Annotated in this window: 13 protein-coding genes; 8 read left to right on the top strand and 5 right to left on the bottom strand. The window is 73.3% G+C overall.

All coding sequences use genetic code 11. The annotated features are described in order from the left end of the window. Positions 1-135 precede the first annotated feature (135 nt). Positions 136-2,595, top strand: coding sequence for a malto-oligosyltrehalose synthase (gene treY / locus IEY78_RS05850; protein WP_189096488.1), 2,460 nt, complete (start codon positions 136-138; stop codon positions 2,593-2,595). Between the two features lie 177 nt (positions 2,596-2,772). Further along, positions 2,773-4,707, top strand: a complete 1,935-nt coding sequence (gene otr(A), locus IEY78_RS05845) for a tetracycline resistance ribosomal protection protein Otr(A) (RefSeq protein ID WP_189096487.1) — start codon at positions 2,773-2,775, stop codon at positions 4,705-4,707. 74 nt (positions 4,708-4,781) lie between these two features. Here the strand turns inward: otr(A) and IEY78_RS05840 are convergent, their stop codons facing one another. After that, positions 4,782-5,327: an FHA domain-containing protein gene (locus IEY78_RS05840; protein WP_189096486.1), complete on the bottom strand. Its 546-nt coding sequence runs from the start codon at positions 5,325-5,327 to the stop codon at positions 4,782-4,784. Between the two features lie 185 nt (positions 5,328-5,512). On the opposite strand from IEY78_RS05840, the gene treZ reads away from it, so the two are divergent. Beyond that, the gene (gene treZ, locus IEY78_RS05835) at positions 5,513-7,294 is read left to right on the top strand and encodes a malto-oligosyltrehalose trehalohydrolase (RefSeq protein WP_189096485.1); all 1,782 of its coding nucleotides are present in this window, start codon (positions 5,513-5,515) and stop codon (positions 7,292-7,294) included. Positions 7,295-7,353: 59 nt separating this feature from the next. Here the strand turns inward: treZ and IEY78_RS05830 are convergent, their stop codons facing one another. From IEY78_RS05830 to IEY78_RS05820, 3 genes are all read right to left on the bottom strand, one after another. Further along, on the bottom strand, positions 7,354-8,865 hold the full coding sequence (locus IEY78_RS05830) for an IPT/TIG domain-containing protein (protein WP_189096484.1): 1,512 nt from the start codon (positions 8,863-8,865) through the stop codon (positions 7,354-7,356). Between the two features lie 153 nt (positions 8,866-9,018). Next, positions 9,019-9,810 carry a choice-of-anchor Z repeating domain-containing protein gene (locus IEY78_RS05825; protein ID WP_189096483.1) on the bottom strand — a complete coding sequence of 264 codons (792 nt, stop codon included), beginning with the start codon at positions 9,808-9,810 and terminating at the stop codon, positions 9,019-9,021. Positions 9,811-10,665: 855 nt separating this feature from the next. Beyond that, positions 10,666-11,151: a GNAT family N-acetyltransferase gene (locus IEY78_RS05820; RefSeq protein ID WP_189096555.1), complete on the bottom strand. Its 486-nt coding sequence runs from the start codon at positions 11,149-11,151 to the stop codon at positions 10,666-10,668. A 210-nt stretch (positions 11,152-11,361) separates the two neighbouring features. On the opposite strand from IEY78_RS05820, the gene IEY78_RS05815 reads away from it, so the two are divergent. Further along, positions 11,362-11,937, top strand: a complete 576-nt coding sequence (locus tag IEY78_RS05815) for a GNAT family N-acetyltransferase (RefSeq protein WP_189096482.1) — start codon at positions 11,362-11,364, stop codon at positions 11,935-11,937. Positions 11,938-12,733: 796 nt separating this feature from the next. Here IEY78_RS05815 and IEY78_RS05810 read toward each other — a convergent pair. Beyond that, entirely contained in the window at positions 12,734-13,267 is a 534-nt protein-coding gene (locus IEY78_RS05810; RefSeq protein WP_189096554.1) for a type 1 glutamine amidotransferase domain-containing protein, read from the bottom strand. 467 nt (positions 13,268-13,734) lie between these two features. Between IEY78_RS05810 and IEY78_RS05805 the strand changes: the two genes are divergently transcribed. From IEY78_RS05805 to IEY78_RS05790, 4 genes are all read left to right on the top strand, one after another. Beyond that, entirely contained in the window at positions 13,735-15,342 is a 1,608-nt protein-coding gene (locus tag IEY78_RS05805; RefSeq protein ID WP_189096481.1) for a PucR family transcriptional regulator, read from the top strand. Positions 15,343-15,404: 62 nt separating this feature from the next. Next, on the top strand, positions 15,405-16,349 hold the full coding sequence (locus IEY78_RS05800) for a metallophosphoesterase family protein (protein WP_189096480.1): 945 nt from the start codon (positions 15,405-15,407) through the stop codon (positions 16,347-16,349). Continuing rightward, positions 16,346-17,005, top strand: coding sequence for a 4'-phosphopantetheinyl transferase family protein (locus IEY78_RS05795; RefSeq protein ID WP_189096479.1), 660 nt, complete (start codon positions 16,346-16,348; stop codon positions 17,003-17,005). The genes IEY78_RS05800 and IEY78_RS05795 overlap by 4 nt, the downstream gene beginning before the upstream one ends. A gap of 208 nt (positions 17,006-17,213) precedes the next feature. Next, positions 17,214-18,482 (top strand): NPCBM/NEW2 domain-containing protein, encoded by a 1,269-nt coding sequence (locus IEY78_RS05790; RefSeq protein ID WP_189096478.1) that lies wholly within the window; start codon positions 17,214-17,216, stop codon positions 18,480-18,482. Positions 18,483-18,494 lie beyond the last annotated feature (12 nt).

Below are 18,494 nucleotides of genomic sequence, written 5' to 3'. Positions count from 1 at the left end.
CGGCACACCCCAGGTGCGCCGGCGGAGTGCCCGCGGCCGCGGGTGCCCCCGGGGCGCGCCGACGCGCCGGACGGCCCGACACCAATGCCGGAGGCGGATGACACAACGGGCCGCCAGCGGGGTACGGGTGTTCCCATGACGCAGCCATCGAGTCCGTCGCCGACCGCCACCTACCGGCTGCAGCTCCAGCCGGACTTCCCGTTCGCCGCAGCGGAGCGGGCGGTCCCGCATCTGGCCGCCCTGGGCGTCTCCCATCTGCATCTCTCGCCGGTGCTGGAGTCGGTGCCGGGGTCCACGCACGGCTACGACGTGGTCGATCACGCGACGGTGCGGGCCGAGCTGGGCGGCGAGGCGGGGCTGCGCGCGCTGGCGGCAACGGCCCGGTCGCACGGCCTCGGACTCGTCGTCGACATCGTGCCGAACCACATGGCGGTGCCGGAGCCGCTGAGCCTGAACGGGCCGCTGTGGCAGGTGCTGCGCGACGGACCGGCGTCCCCGTACGCCCGGTGGTTCGACATCGACTGGGACGCGGGGCACGGCGGCCGGGTGCTGCTGCCGCTGCTCGGCGGCCGGCTCGGCGAGGAGACCGGGCAGTTGCGCGTCGACGGCGAGGTGCTGCGCTACCACGGGCACGCCTTTCCGCTGCGCCCCGGTACGGAGGGGCTGCCGCTGCCCCGCCTCCTGGACGCCCAGTGGTACCGCCTCGCCTGGTGGCGGCTGGCCCGCAGCGAGCTGAACTACCGCCGCTTCTTCACCGTTTCGGAGCTGATCGGGATCCGCGCCGAGGACCCCGAGGTCTTCGAGGCCACCCACGGCACGGTGCTGCGGCTGCTGGACGACGGCGTCCTCGACGGGCTGCGCGTCGACCACCCGGACGGGCTGGTGGACCCCGGCGGCTATCTGGCCCGGCTGCACGAGCGGACCGGCGGCCGCTGGACGGTGGTGGAGAAGATCCTCAGCGGTGCGGAGCGGCTGCCGGCCGGTTGGGCCTGCGCGGGCACGACGGGCTACGACGCGCTGCGGCACATCGACGGGCTGTTCGTCTGCCCGCAGGGCTCGGGGCGGCTTTTCTCCCACTACCGGGACTTCGTCACGCCGCTGGCCGACGAGGGCGGCGACTGGGAGGAGACGGTGCGCCGGGCCGCGTACGAGGTCGTCACCCATGAGCTGGCCGCCGAGGTCGAGCGGCTGGTGCGGACCGCGGCCCGGATCAGCGCGCGCGTCCCCGCGCCGGGCGACCACGCGCCCTGGGCGCTGCGCCATGCCCTGCGCGAACTGCTGGTGCGGCTGCCGGTCTACCGCCCCTACGCCGCCGAACCGGCGCAAGCCGTCCACGACGCGGCGATGCTGGGCGCGGCGGCCGCCGGGGCGCGCACCGCCTTCCGGGTGCCCGAGGAGGCACGGGCGGTGGACCTCGTCCACGATCTGGCGCTCGGCCGGCTCACCGACGACCCGGAGCACGGCGGCGCGGACTGCGCCGACTTCACCGCCCGGTTCGCCCAGACCGCCTCCGCGCTGCGCGCCAAGTCCGTGGAGGACACCGCCTTCTACCGCTATCCGGTGCTGCTGTCGGCCTGCGAGGTCGGCGGCGACCCCGGCACCCCGGCGCTCGCCCCCGCGGCGTTCCACGCGTACTGCGCCCGCATGCAGCGCGACCGGCCGGAATCCGGCACCGTGCTCTCCACCCACGACACCAAACGCAGCGCCGACGTACGGGCGCGGATCGCGGTGCTGTCGGAGTGCCCCGACCGGTGGCGGGACGTGCTCGGCGCGATGCCCGGCACCGCGGTGTGCGAGATCGCCGGGGACCGGGCGGGCGGCGCCGGCCCGAGGGATCCGATGGTGTCGTGGCTGGCGTGGCAGACCGCGTTCGGCCTCGGCACCCCGGCCGGCGGACCGGCGGCGGACCGGGTGGCACCCGCGGTCCTCAAGGCGGTGCGCGAGGCCGGGCTGCGCACCACGTGGACGGAGCCGGACAGCGGCTACGAGGAGGCTGTCGAGGAGTTCGTCCGCAGCGGCCCCTGCGGGCCCGCGGCCGCCCCGCTCACCGCACTCGCCGACGACCTCGCGCCGTTCATCCGCGCGAACGTGCTGGGCGCGGCGCTGCTGCACCTGACCATGCCCGGCGTGCCCGACCTCTACCAGGGCACCGAGCACGTCCATCCGGAACTGGTGGACCCGGACAACCGGCGCCCGGCCCGCTTCCGCCCCGAGCTGCTCGACGCGCTGGACGGCGGGGCCGCGCCGTACGACCTGTCCGGCGAGAAGCTCCGGCTGACCGCCACGGCCCTGCGCCTGCGCCGCGACCACCCGCGGTGGTTCGGCGCCACGGCGACCTACGAACCGGTGTACGCGGAGGGCCCGGCGGCCGAGCACTGCGTGGCCTTCTGCCGCAGCGGCCGGAGCCTGACGGTGGTGACCCGCCTCGCCCTGCGCCTGGTCGAGACCGGCGGCTGGTGGGACACCCTCCTGCGCCTGCCCCCGGGCGGCCCCTGGCGTGAACTCCTCACCGGCCGCACGGCCCCGGAGGGCGCGGTGCTGAGCCTGAGCGACCTGCTGGCGGAGTCACCGGTGGCGTTGTTCGTGCGGGAGTGAGGGCGGCGGGGCGGTGTTCAGGACCGCCCCGGAAATTCGGTTGCGGCTTCCCGCAGGGCTGGCAGCATGGCCGGGTACGACCGATTTCCCCCTCGGCAAGGAGCAACGGAATGCGCGGATTCCTCGGAACTACTCATCGCCCCGACCGGACGACAGTTCTTGAGGACTTCACCTTCCATGCTTCCTTCGCACACCCTGAACATCGGGATTCTCGCCCACGTCGACGCCGGTAAGACCAGCCTCACCGAGCGGCTGCTGTTCGACGCCGGCGCCCTCGCCCGGCTCGGCAGCGTCGACGCCGGGGACACCCGCACGGACTCCGGCGAGCTGGAGCGGCTGCGCGGCATCACCATCCGCTCGGCGGTCGCCTCCTTCACCGCCGGCGGGGTCCGGATCAACCTCATCGACACCCCCGGCCACGCCGACTTCATCGCCGAGGTCGAACGCGCCCTGGGGGTGCTGGACGGCGCCGTGCTCCTGCTGTCCGCGGTGGAGGGCGTGCAGCCCCGTACCCGGGTGCTGATGAAGACCCTGCGGCGGCTGCGGCTGCCCACCCTGCTGTTCGTGAACAAGATCGACCGGGCCGGTGCCCGGGGCGAGGCGCTGTGCGAGGACATCCGCCGGCTCCTGGTGCCGGCGCCCGTCCCGATGACCTCCGTGACCGGCCTCGGCACCGCACGGGCCGACTCGGTGCCGCACGACCTGGCGGACCCGCGGGTGCGCGAGCGGATCGCCGAACGGGTGGCCGAGGCCGACGAGTCGGTCCTGGCGGAGCTGGTCGCCGCGGCCCCCGGCGGGCCGCCGCCGTCCGCCGCCCGGCTCCGTGCCGCGCTGGCCGCCGGCACCGCCGACGGCTCGCTGCACCCGGTGTACTTCGGCTCCGCGCTAGGCGGCCAGGGCGTCGGGGCGCTCGTCGAGGGCCTGGTCGGGCTGATCCCGCCGGCGCCGCCCGCGACGGGCACCGGGCCGCGCGGCACGGTCTTCGCCGTCCACCAGCCGCCGCACGGCGAGCGGACCGCCCACCTGCGGCTCCACGGCGGCGAGTTGCGGCCGCGGCAGCGGATCACGCTGCACCGGACCGGCCCGGACGGCACGAGCGGGTCCGTGACCGGCCGGATCACCTCGCTGGAGGTCATCGGCCGGCCGCCCGGCGACGACGGGCCGCTCACCGCCGGCGACATCGCGGTGCTGCGCGGGCTGCCCGGCATCCGCACCGGCGACCGGCTCGGACCGGCCGACGACGACGCCACGGCCGGGCCGGCGCTGTTCGGCGCCCCCACCCTCGAAACCGTGGTCCGGGCCCGCCGCCCGGCCCGCGCCGCCGCGCTGCGCGTCGCGCTGCTGACGCTCGCCGACCAGGATCCGCTGCTGCAGGTGCGCCCCGCCCCGGACGGCGCGACCTCGGTGCTGCTGCACGGCGAGGTGCAGAAGGAGGTCCTCACGGCCACCCTGGACCGCGAGTACGGCATCGAGGCCGAGTGCACGCCGAGCCGGGTGGTGTGCGTGGAGCGGCCGGCCGGGGTCGGCGAGGCCTGCGCGGAGATCGCCAGGCACGGCCACACCGGGCCCTGGGCCACGGTCGGGCTCCGGGTGGAGCCGGGCGCCCGCGGCTCGGGACCGGTCTTCACCTACGAGACCGAACTCGGCGCGCTGCCGCACGGCTTCCACCAGGCCGTCGAGGAGACCGCGCTGGCGACCCTGCGGTGCGGGCCGCACGGGCTGGCGGTGACGGACTGCCGGGTGGTGCTGACCCGTTCCGGCTTCATCGGCCCGCTCAGCACCGCCGGGGACTTCCGTACGGTCACCGCCCCCGTGCTGCGAGAGGCGCTGCGGCGGGCCGGCACCCAGGTCTACGAGCCGTACCACGCCTTCGAGGCCGAGATCCCGCTCACCGCGCCGGCCGCGGTCACCGCGCGTCTCGCGGCCCTGGACGCCGAGATCGCCGAGACCTCCGGCGGACCGCACTCCTGGCTGGTCAGCGGTTTTCTGCCGGCCCGTCACGTCCCGCGGATGCAGGGGCTGCTGCCGGGGCTGACGCAGGGCGAGGGGGTGTGGATGTCGCATCCGTCGGGCGACCGGCCGGTGCGGCGGAACGCGGGGCGGGAGAGCTGAGGCGACGGGCGCGCGGCGGGCGGGGCGTACGGGTGGGCGCCGGCGACCGGCACCGGTCCGCCGCGCCGCCCCGTTCAGCGCTCCGTCAGGACGTAATCCACCTGACCGAAGGTGATGTGGTCGCCGGGGCCGACCGGCACCTCGCCCACCACGCGGCGGCCGTTGACGCAGGTGCCGTTGGTGGAGCCGAGGTCGCGCAGCACCCAGCCCGTGCCGGCGCTGCGGAGTTCGGCATGGGCGCGGGAGACCGTGTCGTGGTTGAGGCGCAGGCCCACGCCGGGCGCCCGCCCGATGAGCAGCGGGAGCGGGCCCGGCACCGGCAGCAGCAGCTTCGGCAGCCGCTCCCGGCTCCAGGCGCGGCGCACCCGGATGTGGAACGCCGAGGCCCGGCCCACCATCCGCAGGACGGTGCCCTGGACCTTGCCGCGGCTCGCCAAATCGGCGGTGACCACATCGATTTCGGACTGCTGCTGGGCGGTGAGCACGAGTTCCAGTCGCCGCAGAAAGGTGTCCTGGGACAGGCGTCCCTGCGCCGCGCCGTCGCGCAGCAGATCAAGAGCGCGTTCCCGGTCCGCGTCCGACGGGCGCGCCGGACGCGCGGGGAACTCGAGCGAAGTCATACCGCGATTCTCGGGCTCCCGCGAGCCCCTGTCCAGGCGGTGTTGCCGCGGGACGGCGCAGGTGGGCGGGCGGGGCGCGGCGGCGGACCCCGGCACGGCACGAGGCGACGTGTCGGGGCGCGGGGCTGCCCGGCGGTGCGCGGGCATGCTTTCTTCGTCGGGACCGTGAACGAAGGAGGACGGCCGTGCTGTTCGAGGTGTGGGCGCCGGGTGCCGGACGGGTCGCTCTCCAGTGGGCGGGGGACCGCGCCGGGGAGCCGCCGGCCGTATTGGAGCGCGACCCCGGCCGTGCGGGGTGGTGGCGCACCGAGGCCCCGGCCCGCGACGGCGACCGCTACGCCTTCCGGCTCGACGACGGGCCGCCGCTGCCCGATCCGCGGGCCGTCCGGCTGCCGGAGGGCCCGGGCGGGCCGGGTGCGGTCGTCGAGCACGACCGGTTCCGGTGGCGGCACCGCTGGCCCGGCCGTCCGCTGCCCGGCGCCGTGCTCTACGAGCTGCACATCGGCACCTTCACTCCCGAGGGCACCTTCCGTGCCGCCGCCGCACGGCTGCGCCACCTCGCCGACCTGGGCATCACCCATGTCTCCCTGATGCCGGTCTGCCCCTTCCCCGGCGACCACGGCTGGGGGTACGACGGCATCGCGCCGTGGGCGGTGCACGAGCCGTACGGCGGGCCGGACGGCCTCAAGGGGTTCGTGGACGCCGCGCACGGCCACGGGCTGGGGGTGGTGCTCGATGTGGTGCACAACCACCTCGGCCCGTCCGGCAACCCGCTCCCGGCATACGGTCCGTACTTCACCGAGACCCACCACACCCCCTGGGGCGCGGCGGTCAATCTCGACGCCCCCGGGTCCGCCGAGGTGCGCGGCTACTTCCTGGGCAGCGCGCTCTCGTGGCTGCGGGACTTCCGGCTCGACGGGCTGCGGCTGGACGCCGTCCACGCCCTGCACGACGACGGCACCCCGCATTTCCTGGCCGCACTCTCCGCCGCCGTCGACGCGCTGGCCGGGGAGCTGGGGCGGCCGCTGTTCCTGGTCGCCGAGTCCGACCTCAACGACCCGGGCACCACCGCACCGCGGCCGGCGGGCGGGCACGGGCTGCACGCCCAGTGGAACGACGACTTCCACCACAGCCTGCACACCGCGCTGACCGGCGAATCCCAGGGCTACTACGCCGACTTCGCGCGCGCCCCGCTCGCCGCCCTCGCCAAGACGCTGACCGGCGGCTTCTTCCACGACGGGACCCCCTCCGCCTTCCGCGGCCGGGCCCACGGCGCGCCCCTCGACCTGCGGGTGACCCCCGCGTACCGGCTGCTGGCCTACGCCCAGACGCACGACCAGGTCGGCAATCGCGCCCTCGGCGACCGGCTCGCCGCCGGGCTCTCCCCCGGCCTGCTCGCCTGCGCCGCGGCCCTCGTGCTGTGCTCGCCGTTCACCCCGATGCTGTTCATGGGCGAGGAGTGGGGCGCGACCACACCGTGGCAGTACTTCACCTCGCACACGGATCCGGAGCTGGCGGAGGCGGTACGGGCCGGGCGGCGGCGCGAGTTCGCGGCGCACGACTGGGGTGGCCGGGCCGAGGACTGGCCCGATCCGCAGGACCCGGCGACCCGCGAGCGCAGCGTCCTGGACTGGGCACAGCCGGCCCGCGAGCCGCACGCCACGCTGCTGGCCTGGCACCGCACCCTGCTGGCGCTGCGCCGTGAACTGCCCCCGCTGACCGACCCGGATCCGCGCCACACCGCCGTCCGCTTCGACGAGCGGGCCCGCTGGCTGCTGCTGCGGCGGGGCCCGCTGCGGGTGGCGGTCAACCTCGCCCGGGACGCCACGGCCGCCGTCCCCGTCGACGGCGCGGGGCGGGCCGGGAACGGACTGCGGGCGCTCGCGGGCTGGCCCGGCGCGGTGCTCCCCGACGCGGACGGCATGCTGCGGCTGCCGCCGGAGTCGGCGGTGGTGCTGGGTCCGTAAGACGGGGCGGCTGCACGGCGACGCCCCGCCGCGCACGGCCCCACCTGCTCCAGCCGGGCTCAGGCCGGGTCGTAGACGTACGGCCGGGGGTTGCTGCTGCCGGCCGGGGTGTGCACCACGACGTTCACCGTGCCGGGCGCGCCGGCCGGCGAGGTGGCGACGACCTGGGTGTCGGAGACCGCCGCGAACGTGGCCTGGACGCCGCCGAAGGTCACCGCATCGGTGTAGGTGAGGCCGCTGCCGCCCAGCACGATCGCGTCGCCCCCGAGGGCGGAGCCGTGGGAGGGGGTGAGGCCGGTGAGGACGGGTGCGGCGAGGTACGTGTAGGACGGGTTCCCGGTGGCCGCGGTGCTGGTTCCGCCCGGTGTGGTCACGGTGACGGTGACCGTGCCCGAACCGGGCGGGGCGGTCACCGTCAGCCGGCTGTCCGAGACCACGGTGAGCCCGGTGGCCGGGTTCCCCCCGAAGCTCACCGCGCTGGCGAGGAGCAGATCGCTGCCGAAGACGGAGACGGTGTTGCCTCCGGTGGCCGGACCGAGGTGCGTGGAAAGGTCGTTGACCGTGGGCGCGGCGAGGTAGAGGTACGGCAGCGGATTGCTGGTGCCGCCGGTGGTGGTAACCGTGACGTTGACCGTGGACGGCGCCCCGGTGGGCGCGCTGACGACGAGCTGCGAGGCGGTGTTGCTGAGCACGGTCGCCGGATTGTTCCCGAATTTCACCGAGGTCGCGCCGGAAAGGTTCGTCCCGTTCAGGGTGACGGTGTTGCCGCCGCCCAAGGGCCCCGCGGTCGGGCTGATGGTCGTGAGCACCGGCGCGGGGGCCACGTACGAATACACCAGCAGATTGCTGGTGCCGCCCGCCGTGGTCACCGACACTCCCACCGACGACACCACCCCCGCCGGCGCGATCACCACCACCTGAGTAGCCGTGTTGCTCACCACAGCGGCCGGAGTGGCCCCGAACTTCACCGAGGTCGCATTGGAAAGGTTCGTGCCGGTCAGGATGACGGTATTCCCGCCCGCCGTGGGCCCCGAGGACGGGGTGATGCCCGTGAGCACCGGAGCGGCGACGGCCACGTACGAATAGACCAGCAGATTGCTGGTACCCCCCGCCGTCGTCACCGCCACCCCCACCGACGACACCACCCCCGCCGGCGCGATCACCACCACCTGCGTAGCCGTATTACTCACGACCGAGGCCGGAGTCGCCCCGAAGGTCACCGACGTCACACCGGAAAGGTTCGTCCCGGTCAGAATGACGGCGTTTCCGCCCGCCGTGGGCCCCGACGTGGGACTGAGGGAGGTGAGCACGGGGGCCGCGACCAAGGCGTAGGCGAAGAGGGCGTTCTGGGTGCTGGTGCCGCTAGGTGCGGTGACCGTGACGGCGGCCGTGCCGGTCCCCACCGGCGTCCTGGCCGTGATCTGCGTATCGCTCACGACGAGGAAACTGGCGGACGTGGGGCCGAACTTGACCATGGTGGCGCCGGTGAAGCCGGAGCCGGTGAGGGTGACGCCGGTATTGCCGTCAGGAGCACCTCGGTCGGGACTGACGCTGGTCACTACGGGGGCCATGACGCTCGTCTCCTTCTCGTACCGCCCGGAACGGTCGTGCCCCGGCCCGCGGTCGGCGGCCGGGATGGAGGCGTCGCCGCCCGTCCGCGTCAAGCGCTGCGGTCGGACGGCGACGTGGTGGGTCGTGCGGTCGGTGCCGGTGGGCTCCGACGGTCAGATGATGGTGAAAGCCTGGGCGTTGGAGTTGCCGCCGCAGGTGTGGACCGTGATGGTCCCGGCGCCGGCGGCGAGCCCGCCGGGCACGGTGGCGACGAGCTGGGTGTCGCTGACGGGCGTGAAGACCGCGAGGGCGGTGGCGGTCGCGCTGTCGGTGAAGGTGACGCTGTCAACGCCGACGAAGCCCGTTCCGTTGACGGTGATCTGGTCCCCCGCCGTACCCGACGTGGGAAGCACCGAGGTGATGGCGGGCGCGAGGTAGTAGTCGACCAGCGTGGTGCCCGAGGCGCTGGTGCCGCCGGCGGTGGTGATGGTCACCGCCTGGGTCGAGACGGTGCCGACCTGCCCGGGGTTGGCCGGCGCGGTGAAGGTGACCTGGCTGGCCTGGGTGGGAGTGACCGCCACGTTGCCGACGCTGCCCACCCCGACCTGGCTCCCGGAGAGGAAGTTGGTGCCGAACAGCGTCACCGAGCCACCTGTGGCGGCCGGCAGGCAGGTGACGCTCAGCCCTGTGGTGGTCGGGCCGGCGATGACGAAGAACGGCAGCGCGTTGCTGGTGGCGCCGGCGCTGCTGGTGACGCTGACGGATACCTGGCCGGAGCACGGCGCCGTGGCGGGCACCACGAACGTGACCAGGGTGGCGGTGACGCTCGCCGGGGTGACCGATGAGGAACCGAAGTTCACCCGCGTCGTGGTGGCCAGTCCGGTTCCGTTGATCTGGACGGTGTCCCCGGGCTTTCCCTGATTGGTGGTGGTCGTGGTGTCCACCAACGAGGTGATGGTTGCCATGAGCTTTCTCCTTCGGATGTGCCGCTCTGCCGCAAAGGGGCAGAAGCAAGCGGGTGGCTGACCGTTCCGCGGCCGCAGGGCAGCTGCCCCGGCGGGACGGAAAGGCCGTGTGAAGACCCGTTGGGCGGCATCTGGCGCGGGTCGTCCCGTGCGCATCGACGCGGCGCCGCACACAGCACACCGCGTCAATCTCACGCGAACCGATTAAATCCAAAGGCTGAAGAAGACGTCAGGTGACATTGACGCACCGAGAGTTTGATACGCAAATAAGCCAAAGGACCACCGCCCGCCCCCTCCCACCGTTGCGCGCCCCGGTGGGTACCGTTCAATTTGACTGACAACTGGGTGGGGTGACGTGGGGGGTTGGGTTTCTGCGGGCGGTTGGTGGGGGCGCGAGACGCTATCTGCCGGCCCGTAGCGGAGTTGCGGAGCCGGCGCGCATGACGGTTCAGTGCGGTGCGGCCGACGCGCTGAGCGGGCCGCCCTTGGAACGAGTAGAGAGACCTTCACCAACGGCTCCCCATCCGCAAGGCCTATTCGAAATGGATGTGCCAGTGCTCGACAATCATGAACTTGCCACGCTTCTTGGGGGTCGGCGCCAATCGCTCTTCGCCATCGCCATCTCCAACTACCGCAAGCACACGGTTCAGAACCGGTCCCTACACGCTTACCTGCGCGGGGCCAACACCAACGCCGCCACCGATACGTCCTTGCTGCCGAACGCCGCGCCCCTCCCACGCACATCCGCCGCAAGAAGGGCATCCGCTGGGTTGGATGCCCCCTCGTCGCCGCGACCTGACCACCGCACAAGGAACACCACGGTCACAGCCCAGTGTTGTGCCACCAACCATCCCGTCAAGCGGGTGGAACCGAGCGGGCAGGGACTTCAAAGACGATTTCACGCCCGTCCTCCTCGTCCCACTGCTCTCCGACCTCGACGAAGCCGAAGCCCGAAATGGTGGCCAGGGATGCCACATTGTCAGGGGCGATCGTCGCCCGCACGGTCGTCACTGCGGGTTCGGTGGCCGCCCGACGCAGCAACTCGGCCAGCGTGGCCCGAGCGTATCCGCGGCGACGGAATTCGGGAGCGATGGCGTAGCCGATCTCGACCATGCCGACTCCATCAGGCGGTCCGTGGAATCCGGCATGTCCGAGGACGAGACTCCGGCCGCCGACGACTGCTTGCCGCACCATCCATCGTGCCTGGCCCGGATCAGCGGCCATCTGGTCGAGCCGGAACCTCCACAGCCACTTCGCCCTGTCGGTCACGAAATACTCGGTCAGCGAAACCCCCGCTGCCCTGCTGGCCCTGGACAGCTCTCCATCAAGCAAAGCGGACATCGCCGCGCCGGACAGTTCGACGAAGCGGACGTTTCTCGGGCTCCGCGTGAATGGTCTTTGTCGATCGGCTTCATCCGTCACCCGCGGAGGCTCGCCGACCAACCCGAAGGATATCCAACGATTTTCGAAGCAGTCCTGCAGCAGAGGTCCCGACATCTACCCTCACCACTCCCGGCGAACCTGTGCGGTCACAGCACTAGGCTGCTGGTCATGACTCCGGCCACGACCAGCGGTGTGACCACTGAGCCCGCCATCCTTGATGCCATGGGGCTGGCTTCCGATCCAGAGCTGGAGGTCCGGTTTGCGGAGTCCGCACACCAGATCCTGGCAGACCTGGTCAGTGGAGGTGCCGCGCTGGGCTGGGTCGATCCGCCCTCGCGGGATGAGGTGGCGGAACTTTTCGGCCACGTCGTTTCCGCAGTACAGGCCGGGGATGCGGCCCTGCGTGCCGCTTACCTCGACCGTCGACTTGTGGGGTTGGGGTACTGGCTCCGCTACGCCCGACCGACCCATCGGCCACACGCCGATCTGGAGAAGATCGCGGTAGATGCTGCTACCCATGGGCATGGCGTCGGTCGGGCGCTGACCGCTGCCTTGATCGCTGACGCCCGGGAGGCGGGTATCGAGGTCCTCACCCTGGACGCCCGTGGCGACAACACCAATGCCCTGCACCTCTACCGATCACTGGGATTCACCGAATACGGCCGTCTCCCCGACTTCGTCGCCGTCGACGAACACCGCTACGACAAGGTCTTCTACATGCTGGACTTCCGCCGGCAAAGCTGACCACTGCCACGCACGAAGGCCGAGTCGGCAGCGCTTCGAATCACCTGGTAGTTGCCCCGAACGGCAACGTCTATGTCGCCAATAACGTGACGGCGATCAATAGCACCACCAACATCCGCGAGCCCCCCGAAGGGCTCCCCACCGCGGCTCGCAAGGGCAACCACGCTGGCCGGCCACCGGTCATCACTGACGACATGCTGCACACCGTGCCCTACCACCGCGCGAACGGCGAGAACGTCAGGGCACCCAGCCCGACCTGCTCATTCCCTCCGGGCGCTGGCCGAGCACGAGAAGACCCGGGCGTACGCGGAGGCCGTCGAGACGGCGCATGCCGACCGCGCCGCTCTCCACTAGCGCGACCGCAGCCCCGAGTAGTTGCAGGGTGCCTGAGTACAAACACTTCAGGCACCCTGAAGCCTCTGTCGAGAATACGTGTCCTATGACCAGTTCCGAGCTGCACGGTCCCTCAAGGGAGCGGCAGTCACTGCCTTCGCCATGCTTGTCTGCCACGTCATCCTCAGCATCGGATATGCCGCCGTGAGGTCCAAGAGGCGCGCAAACCCGAGCAGTGTGGATAGGCATGCGGATCATGGGCGAGAGGGACAACTACGCGCTCGTCATTGGCGGCAGTCTTGCCTGGTTGTTCGGCGCCGGCGTCGTCAACTCCAGCTGAAGTTATGGCGGTTTGGACTCCAAGAGGCTCTGGCCTGCAACGTGCCTTGTCGTGCCTCTTCGACGTCAAGTGGCATGCGACAAGAGGCACTTCACCTGGAGGTCCCGGACCTTGCCCTTCCCCCTAGTGCGCGAACTCCGATACGAAGGCTGCGCAGAAGGCGTCGAGGTCTGCGGGGCGGCGGCTGGTGATGAGGGTGTTGGGGCCGGCGGTGCAGATCGCTACCTGTTCGTCGACCCAGGTGCCGCCGGCGTTGCGGATGTCGGTGCGCAGGCTCGGCCAGGAGGTGAGGGTGCGGCCGCGCACCACGTCGGCCTCGATGAGTGTCCACGGGGCATGGCAGATGGCGGCCACCGGTCGGCCGGCGTCGAAGAACGACTTGATGAATGCCACGGCCCGCGGGGAGAGGCGCAGGGCGTCCGGGTTGGCCACGCCGCCGGGCAGCACCAGGCCGTCGAAGTCCGCCGCGGTGGCCTCGTCCACCGTCAGGTCGACGGGGAAGGTGGCCGACTTGTCCAGGTGGTGGAAGGCCTGGACCTTTCCCGCGTGGGTGGAGACCAGGCTCGGACCGCCGCCCGCGGCGACCACCGCCTGCCAGGGCTGGGTCAGCTCCACCTCTTCGGTGCCCTCCGGGGCCACCAGAAACGCCGCCTGCATTGTGCGCTCACGTCCCTTCGTCGGGTCGGGGAGCGAGGAGGCCCGCGCTCCCACGTCCGACCATAACGGCCCGGGGCGCCGGGCACTTCTTCGCCGGGCCGGGCCGCACGGGCCGGTCCGGGGAGGCCCTCCCGGGGCGGTCGGGGCGGTCGGGGCGGTCAGGGCGGTCAGGGCGGTCAGGGCGGTCAGGGCGGTCAGGGCGGTCAGGGCGGTCAGGGCGGTCAGGGCGGTCAGGGCGGTCAGGGCGGTCGGGGCGGTCGGGGCGGTCGGGGCGGTCGGGGCGGTCGGGGCGGTCGGGGCGGTCGGGGCGGTCGGGAGCATCATCGCCGGTCACGTGCACAGGATCATGATCAGCCGCATGAGGATGTGTGTGCGGAGGCACGGCAGGCGGCCCACGAGCAGGCGTGATCGCCGGAGGCCGCTCGCCCGATCGTCCACTCGTCGGCGTTGTGCTGGACACTGTGTACATGCCGCTGCATCTCTCCGACCTCCTGGCCCGGCCCGATCTCGGGCTGGCCCTCGCCTACGACGTGCCGGCGCGGCTGCTGGCGCGCACGGTCGAGGCGGCGACGGTGTCGGATCTGCCGCAGCCGGGGAAGTGGCTGGAGGGCGGCGAACTCCTCATGACCATCGGGCTGTTGCTGCCGGAGGAACCGGCCGCCTGCCGGGCGTACGTGCGGGACGTGGCCGGGGGCGGGGCGGCGTGTCTGGCGCTCGGGCTGGGGCAGGGGCTGCCGTACCAGGAGGCGCCCGAGCCGCTGGTGGTGGCGGCGCAGGAGGCCGGGTTGCCGCTGCTGACGGTGCCGGACGGGGTGCCGTTCATCGCCGTCACCAAGGCGGTCTTCGACGCGCGGGCCCAGGAGCAGCGCGAACTGCTGCAGCGGGCCTTCGCGACGCAGCGGCGGCTGACGGCCGCGGCGGCCGGCGACGGGCTGCGGCCGATGCTGGCGGAGTGGACGGCCGCCACCGGAGTCGGCGCGGCCGTGCTCGACCCACTGGGGCGGCTGCTGGCGGCGGGCGGCCCCGAACAGCGCACGCCTCCCCCGCAGGCACGGGAGCTGCTCGCCCGGGTCGCCGCGCACGGCCTGCGCGGCAGCGCCGCCAGTACGGCCGCCGGGCAGCAGCTGGAGGTGCAGCCGCTGGGGGCCCGGCGGCTGCGCGGGCTGCTGCTGCTCACCGGCCGCCCGGACGACGCCGCCCGCTCGGTGGTGCCGGGTCTGGTCTCGCTGCTGTCCCTGGAGCTGGAGCGCCGTCATCTGCGTGACGAGCCGGAGCGGCGCCGCAGGTCGGCGCTGCTCTCGGAGCTGCTGGCGGACGAGGACCCGGCCGCCGGGCGGGCCCGGGACGTGCTGCAGTCGGCGGGGCTGACCGCCGAGCGGGTGCGCGGGGTCGTGGTGGAGGCGCCGGGCGGGGCGCGGGACGGTGCGGCGGCGGATCCGGCGCACGACGGGAGCGCGGAGGGCGCGGCGCAGGAGATGGCCGCCGATCTGGCGCTGGCGCTGCCCGGCGGCCTGGTCCGCGTCGTGGCGGGGGCCGCGGGCCCGGTGATCGAGGCGGTGGCCGGTGAGGACCTGGACATCCGGGAGGTGCTGGCCCGCTTCGCCCCGCAGCGTCCGGCCGGGATCGGCCCCGCCACCGGCCCCGAGGCGGTCCGGGTCTCGCTGCACCAGGCGGCCGGTCTGCTCGCCGTCAGCCGGGCGAGCGGGGAGCCCGCCCAGGCCCGGCAGAGCCAGGCCAGCCGGCTCCTGCTCGACCTGGGCGACCGCCGCACCCTGCACGGCTACGCCGACACGGTGCTGGGCGCCCTCGACCTCGCGGACCACGGGGAGGAGCTGACCGCCACGCTCGCGGCCTGGCTGGAGACCGGCGGCGCCTGGGACGCCACCAGCCGGCGGCTCGGCGTGCACCGGCACACCGTGCGCAACCGCCTGGACAAGGTCATGGAGCTGACCGGCCGCCGCCTCGACGACCCCGACGACCGCTTCGACCTCTGGCTGGCCACCCGCATCCGCCGCGGCGGCGCCCCCTCCGCGGACCCCGGCAGCCGGCCGGCTCCCCCGCCTCCGGGCCGGTGACACGGGTCGCGCTAGTCGTTTTTGGCTTTCGCTCTCCCCCCGGCACCGTTTTTACTTCGGGGATGACCTACGAGATCCGCCCCCTCCCGCCCGGCACCACCGCCTCCGCCACCGCGCCACCGGCCGGCTCCGCACGGGGCGGCGGACGCGGCGTCCTGGTGGCCGTCAGCGATCTGCACGTCCGCTACCAGGAGAACCGCGACATCGTCGAGGGGCTGAAGCCGCGGTCCGCGGACGACTGGCTGCTGGTGGCCGGCGACATCGGCGAGCGGGTCTCCGACATCCGCTGGGCGCTCGAACTGCTCAGCAGCCGGTTCGCCAAGGTCGTATGGGTGCCCGGCAATCACGAACTGTGGACGACGGCCGACGATCCGGTGCAGCTGCGCGGGGTGGCGCGCTACGAGCATCTGGTCGGCATCTGCCGGGAACTGGGCGTCCTCACCCCCGAGGACCCCTATCCGGTCTGGGAGGGCGACGGCGGCCCGGTCGTCCTCGCCCCGCTCTTCCTCCTCTACGACTACACCTTCCGGCAGCCCGGTGTGACGTCCACGCAGGAGGCGCTGGCCCGGGCCGAGAAGGCCGGAGTGGTGTGCACCGACGAGCACTTCCTGCACCCGGACCCGTATCCGACGCGGGAGGCGTGGTGCCGGGCGCGGGTGGCCGCCACCGAGGCCCGGCTCGCCGCCGTGCCCGAGGACCTGCCGACGGTGCTGATCAACCACTGGCCGGTGGTGCGCGAGCCCACCGACCCGCTGTGGTACCCGGACTTCGCGCTGTGGTGCGGTACGGAGGCGACCGCGGACTGGCCGGTGCGGTTCCGTGCGGCCACCGTGGTCTACGGCCATCTGCACATCCCGCGGCTGCTGGTCTGCGACGGCGTCCCGCACCAGGAGGTGTCGCTCGGCTACCCGCGCGAGTGGCAGCGGCGCTCCCGCGTCCCGGGGCGGCCGGTCCAGATCCTGCCCGTGCCGGTCGCGGCCGACGACACCACGGGGACCCCCGCATGATCGACAAACTGCTGCCGGCCCCGGTCGTGACCGCCGAGGCCTTCCAGGACGCCCCGCTGTCGGCGATGTTCCCGGAGGAGTGGGCGCTGGTGGCCAAGGCCGTACCCAAGCGCCAGAAGGAGTTCGGCACCGTACGGGGCTGCGCCCGCGACGCGTTGGCCGAGCTGGGGTTCGCCCCCGCGCCCCTGCTTCCGGGCCCCGGCCGGGAGCCGCAGTGGCCGGCCGGCATCGTCGGCGCGATGACGCACTGCACCGGCTACCGGGCCGCCGCGGTGGCCCGCTCGGCGGAGGTCCGGACCATCGGCCTGGACGCCGAACCCCATCTCCCCCTGAACGACCCCGGGGTGCTCAAACTGGTCACCCTCCCCGCCGAACGCCCCCGGCTCGCCCGCCTGGCCGAGGTGCAGCCCGAGGTCTGCTGGGACCGCCTGATCTTCAGCGCGAAGGAGAGCGTCTACAAGGCGTGGTATCCGCTCACCCGCCGCTGGCTCGACTTCCAGGAGGCCGAGCTGACCTTCGACCCGACGAACGCCACCTTCACCGCCCGCCTCCTCGTCCCGGGCCCGGTGGTCGACGGTCGCGAGATCACCGAATTCCACGGGCGCTGGCTGATCGGCTCGGGGCTGGTGGTGACGGCGATCGCGATGACGGTGTGAGGGAGGCGGGCGGCCGCGCATCCCGCCCGTCGGCAACCGCCTGTGCAGCGCGGGAGGATGGCGTCCCGGCGATGTCCTTCCCCGTCCCGGCGCGGGTTCCTGTGTTACGTATCAGTATGTGACAAAAGAGGGTCCGGCCACCGGAACCGCCCACGTCTTGGGGTAATTTCATGGACCGTCAGGACGTGGAAGGGTCAGCAGCGCACCTATGCACCAGCAATTCGGCCCCATCGGTGGGACACAACTGCCCGACACCGAACTGGTCCGGCGCATCCGTGCGTCCGCTCGGCCCGGCGGCCGGGCGGCGGGCGGTCCGGGCGGCGCACCCGCTCCGGACGCCGCGACCGAGGAAGCCGAGGCCGCCCTCGACGAGTTCCACCGCCGGCACTACGCCGCCGTATTGGCCTGCGCCCGCGCCTGCTGCGGGTCCTCTCAGGCCGCGGCGGATCTGGCGGCGGAGGCGATCGAGAGCGTGCTGCACTCCCCCGACCCGGTCGAACGCCCCGAGGAGAGCTGGCGGGAGAGCTTGCTGGCGGCGGTGCACCGTACCGCCGGTGTCTGGCACCAGGGTTCCCGCCGGACCGAGCTGCGCGAGGGGTTCGCGGACCGGCCGGGCGGGCGGGCCGTAGCAGACGGGCCCGGCACGTACGGGGACGGGTCGGGGGCCTTCACGGGTGGCGGCGGGGCCGCTGCCTCCGCGCGCCCCATGGAGCAGCATCCGTCCGGCGCTCCCCAACGGGCCCGGGGCGCGAAGCCCGCGCTGCTCGCCGCCGCTGCCGTGGCCGTCCTGGCCGGTGCCGCCCTCTCCGTCGGCTCGCTGCTCGGCCCGGCGGGGCACGAGACCTCGGCCGACGGGCCCGGACACTCCGGTTCGCCCGCTGCGCCGACCTCGTACCGGTCGCCGACGGCGTCCGCCAAGACGTCGGCGAGTGCCTCCAGTTCGGCGTCGCACACCCCGTCGCCCCACCCCACCAAGCCCTCGAAGCGCCCGAGTTCCCGGCCCTCGTCGTCGGCCAGGCCGTCGCCTGCCGCACCTGAGAGGAAGCCGCCGCCCACCCGGACCACCTCGCTGACCGCCCGCCCGTGGAGTGCCAGCGCGAACGGCTGGGGTCCGGTGGGGCAGAACCGCACCGTCGACGGGCGTCCGCTGACCATCGCGGGGGCCGGGTACGCCGAGGGGCTGGGAGCCCACGCGCCGAGCGAGATCGTCTATCAGCTGGGGGGCACCTGCTCGCACCTCGGCGTGGACGTCGGGGTCGACGACGAGGTGGGCGCGAACGGCTCGGTGGTCTTCCAGATCTACCGCGACGGCACAGAGGTGGCCGACAGCGGGCTGATGACGGTCGGGCAGCCCGCGCGGCACCTCAGCGCGGACCTCACCGGCGGCGGCGTGCTGCGGCTGGTGGTCACCGACGGCGGCAACGGGAACAACTCCGACCACGCCGACTGGGGCCGGCCGCTGATCAGTTGCAGCTGAGCGGCCGGGCGG

The sequence above is a fragment of the Streptomyces kronopolitis genome (assembly GCF_014646275.1).
Classification (GTDB): Bacteria; Actinomycetota; Actinomycetes; order Streptomycetales; family Streptomycetaceae; genus Streptomyces; species Streptomyces kronopolitis.
Note: the sequence above shows the minus strand (reverse complement) of the source record. Positions and strands in the feature narration are given on the sequence as shown.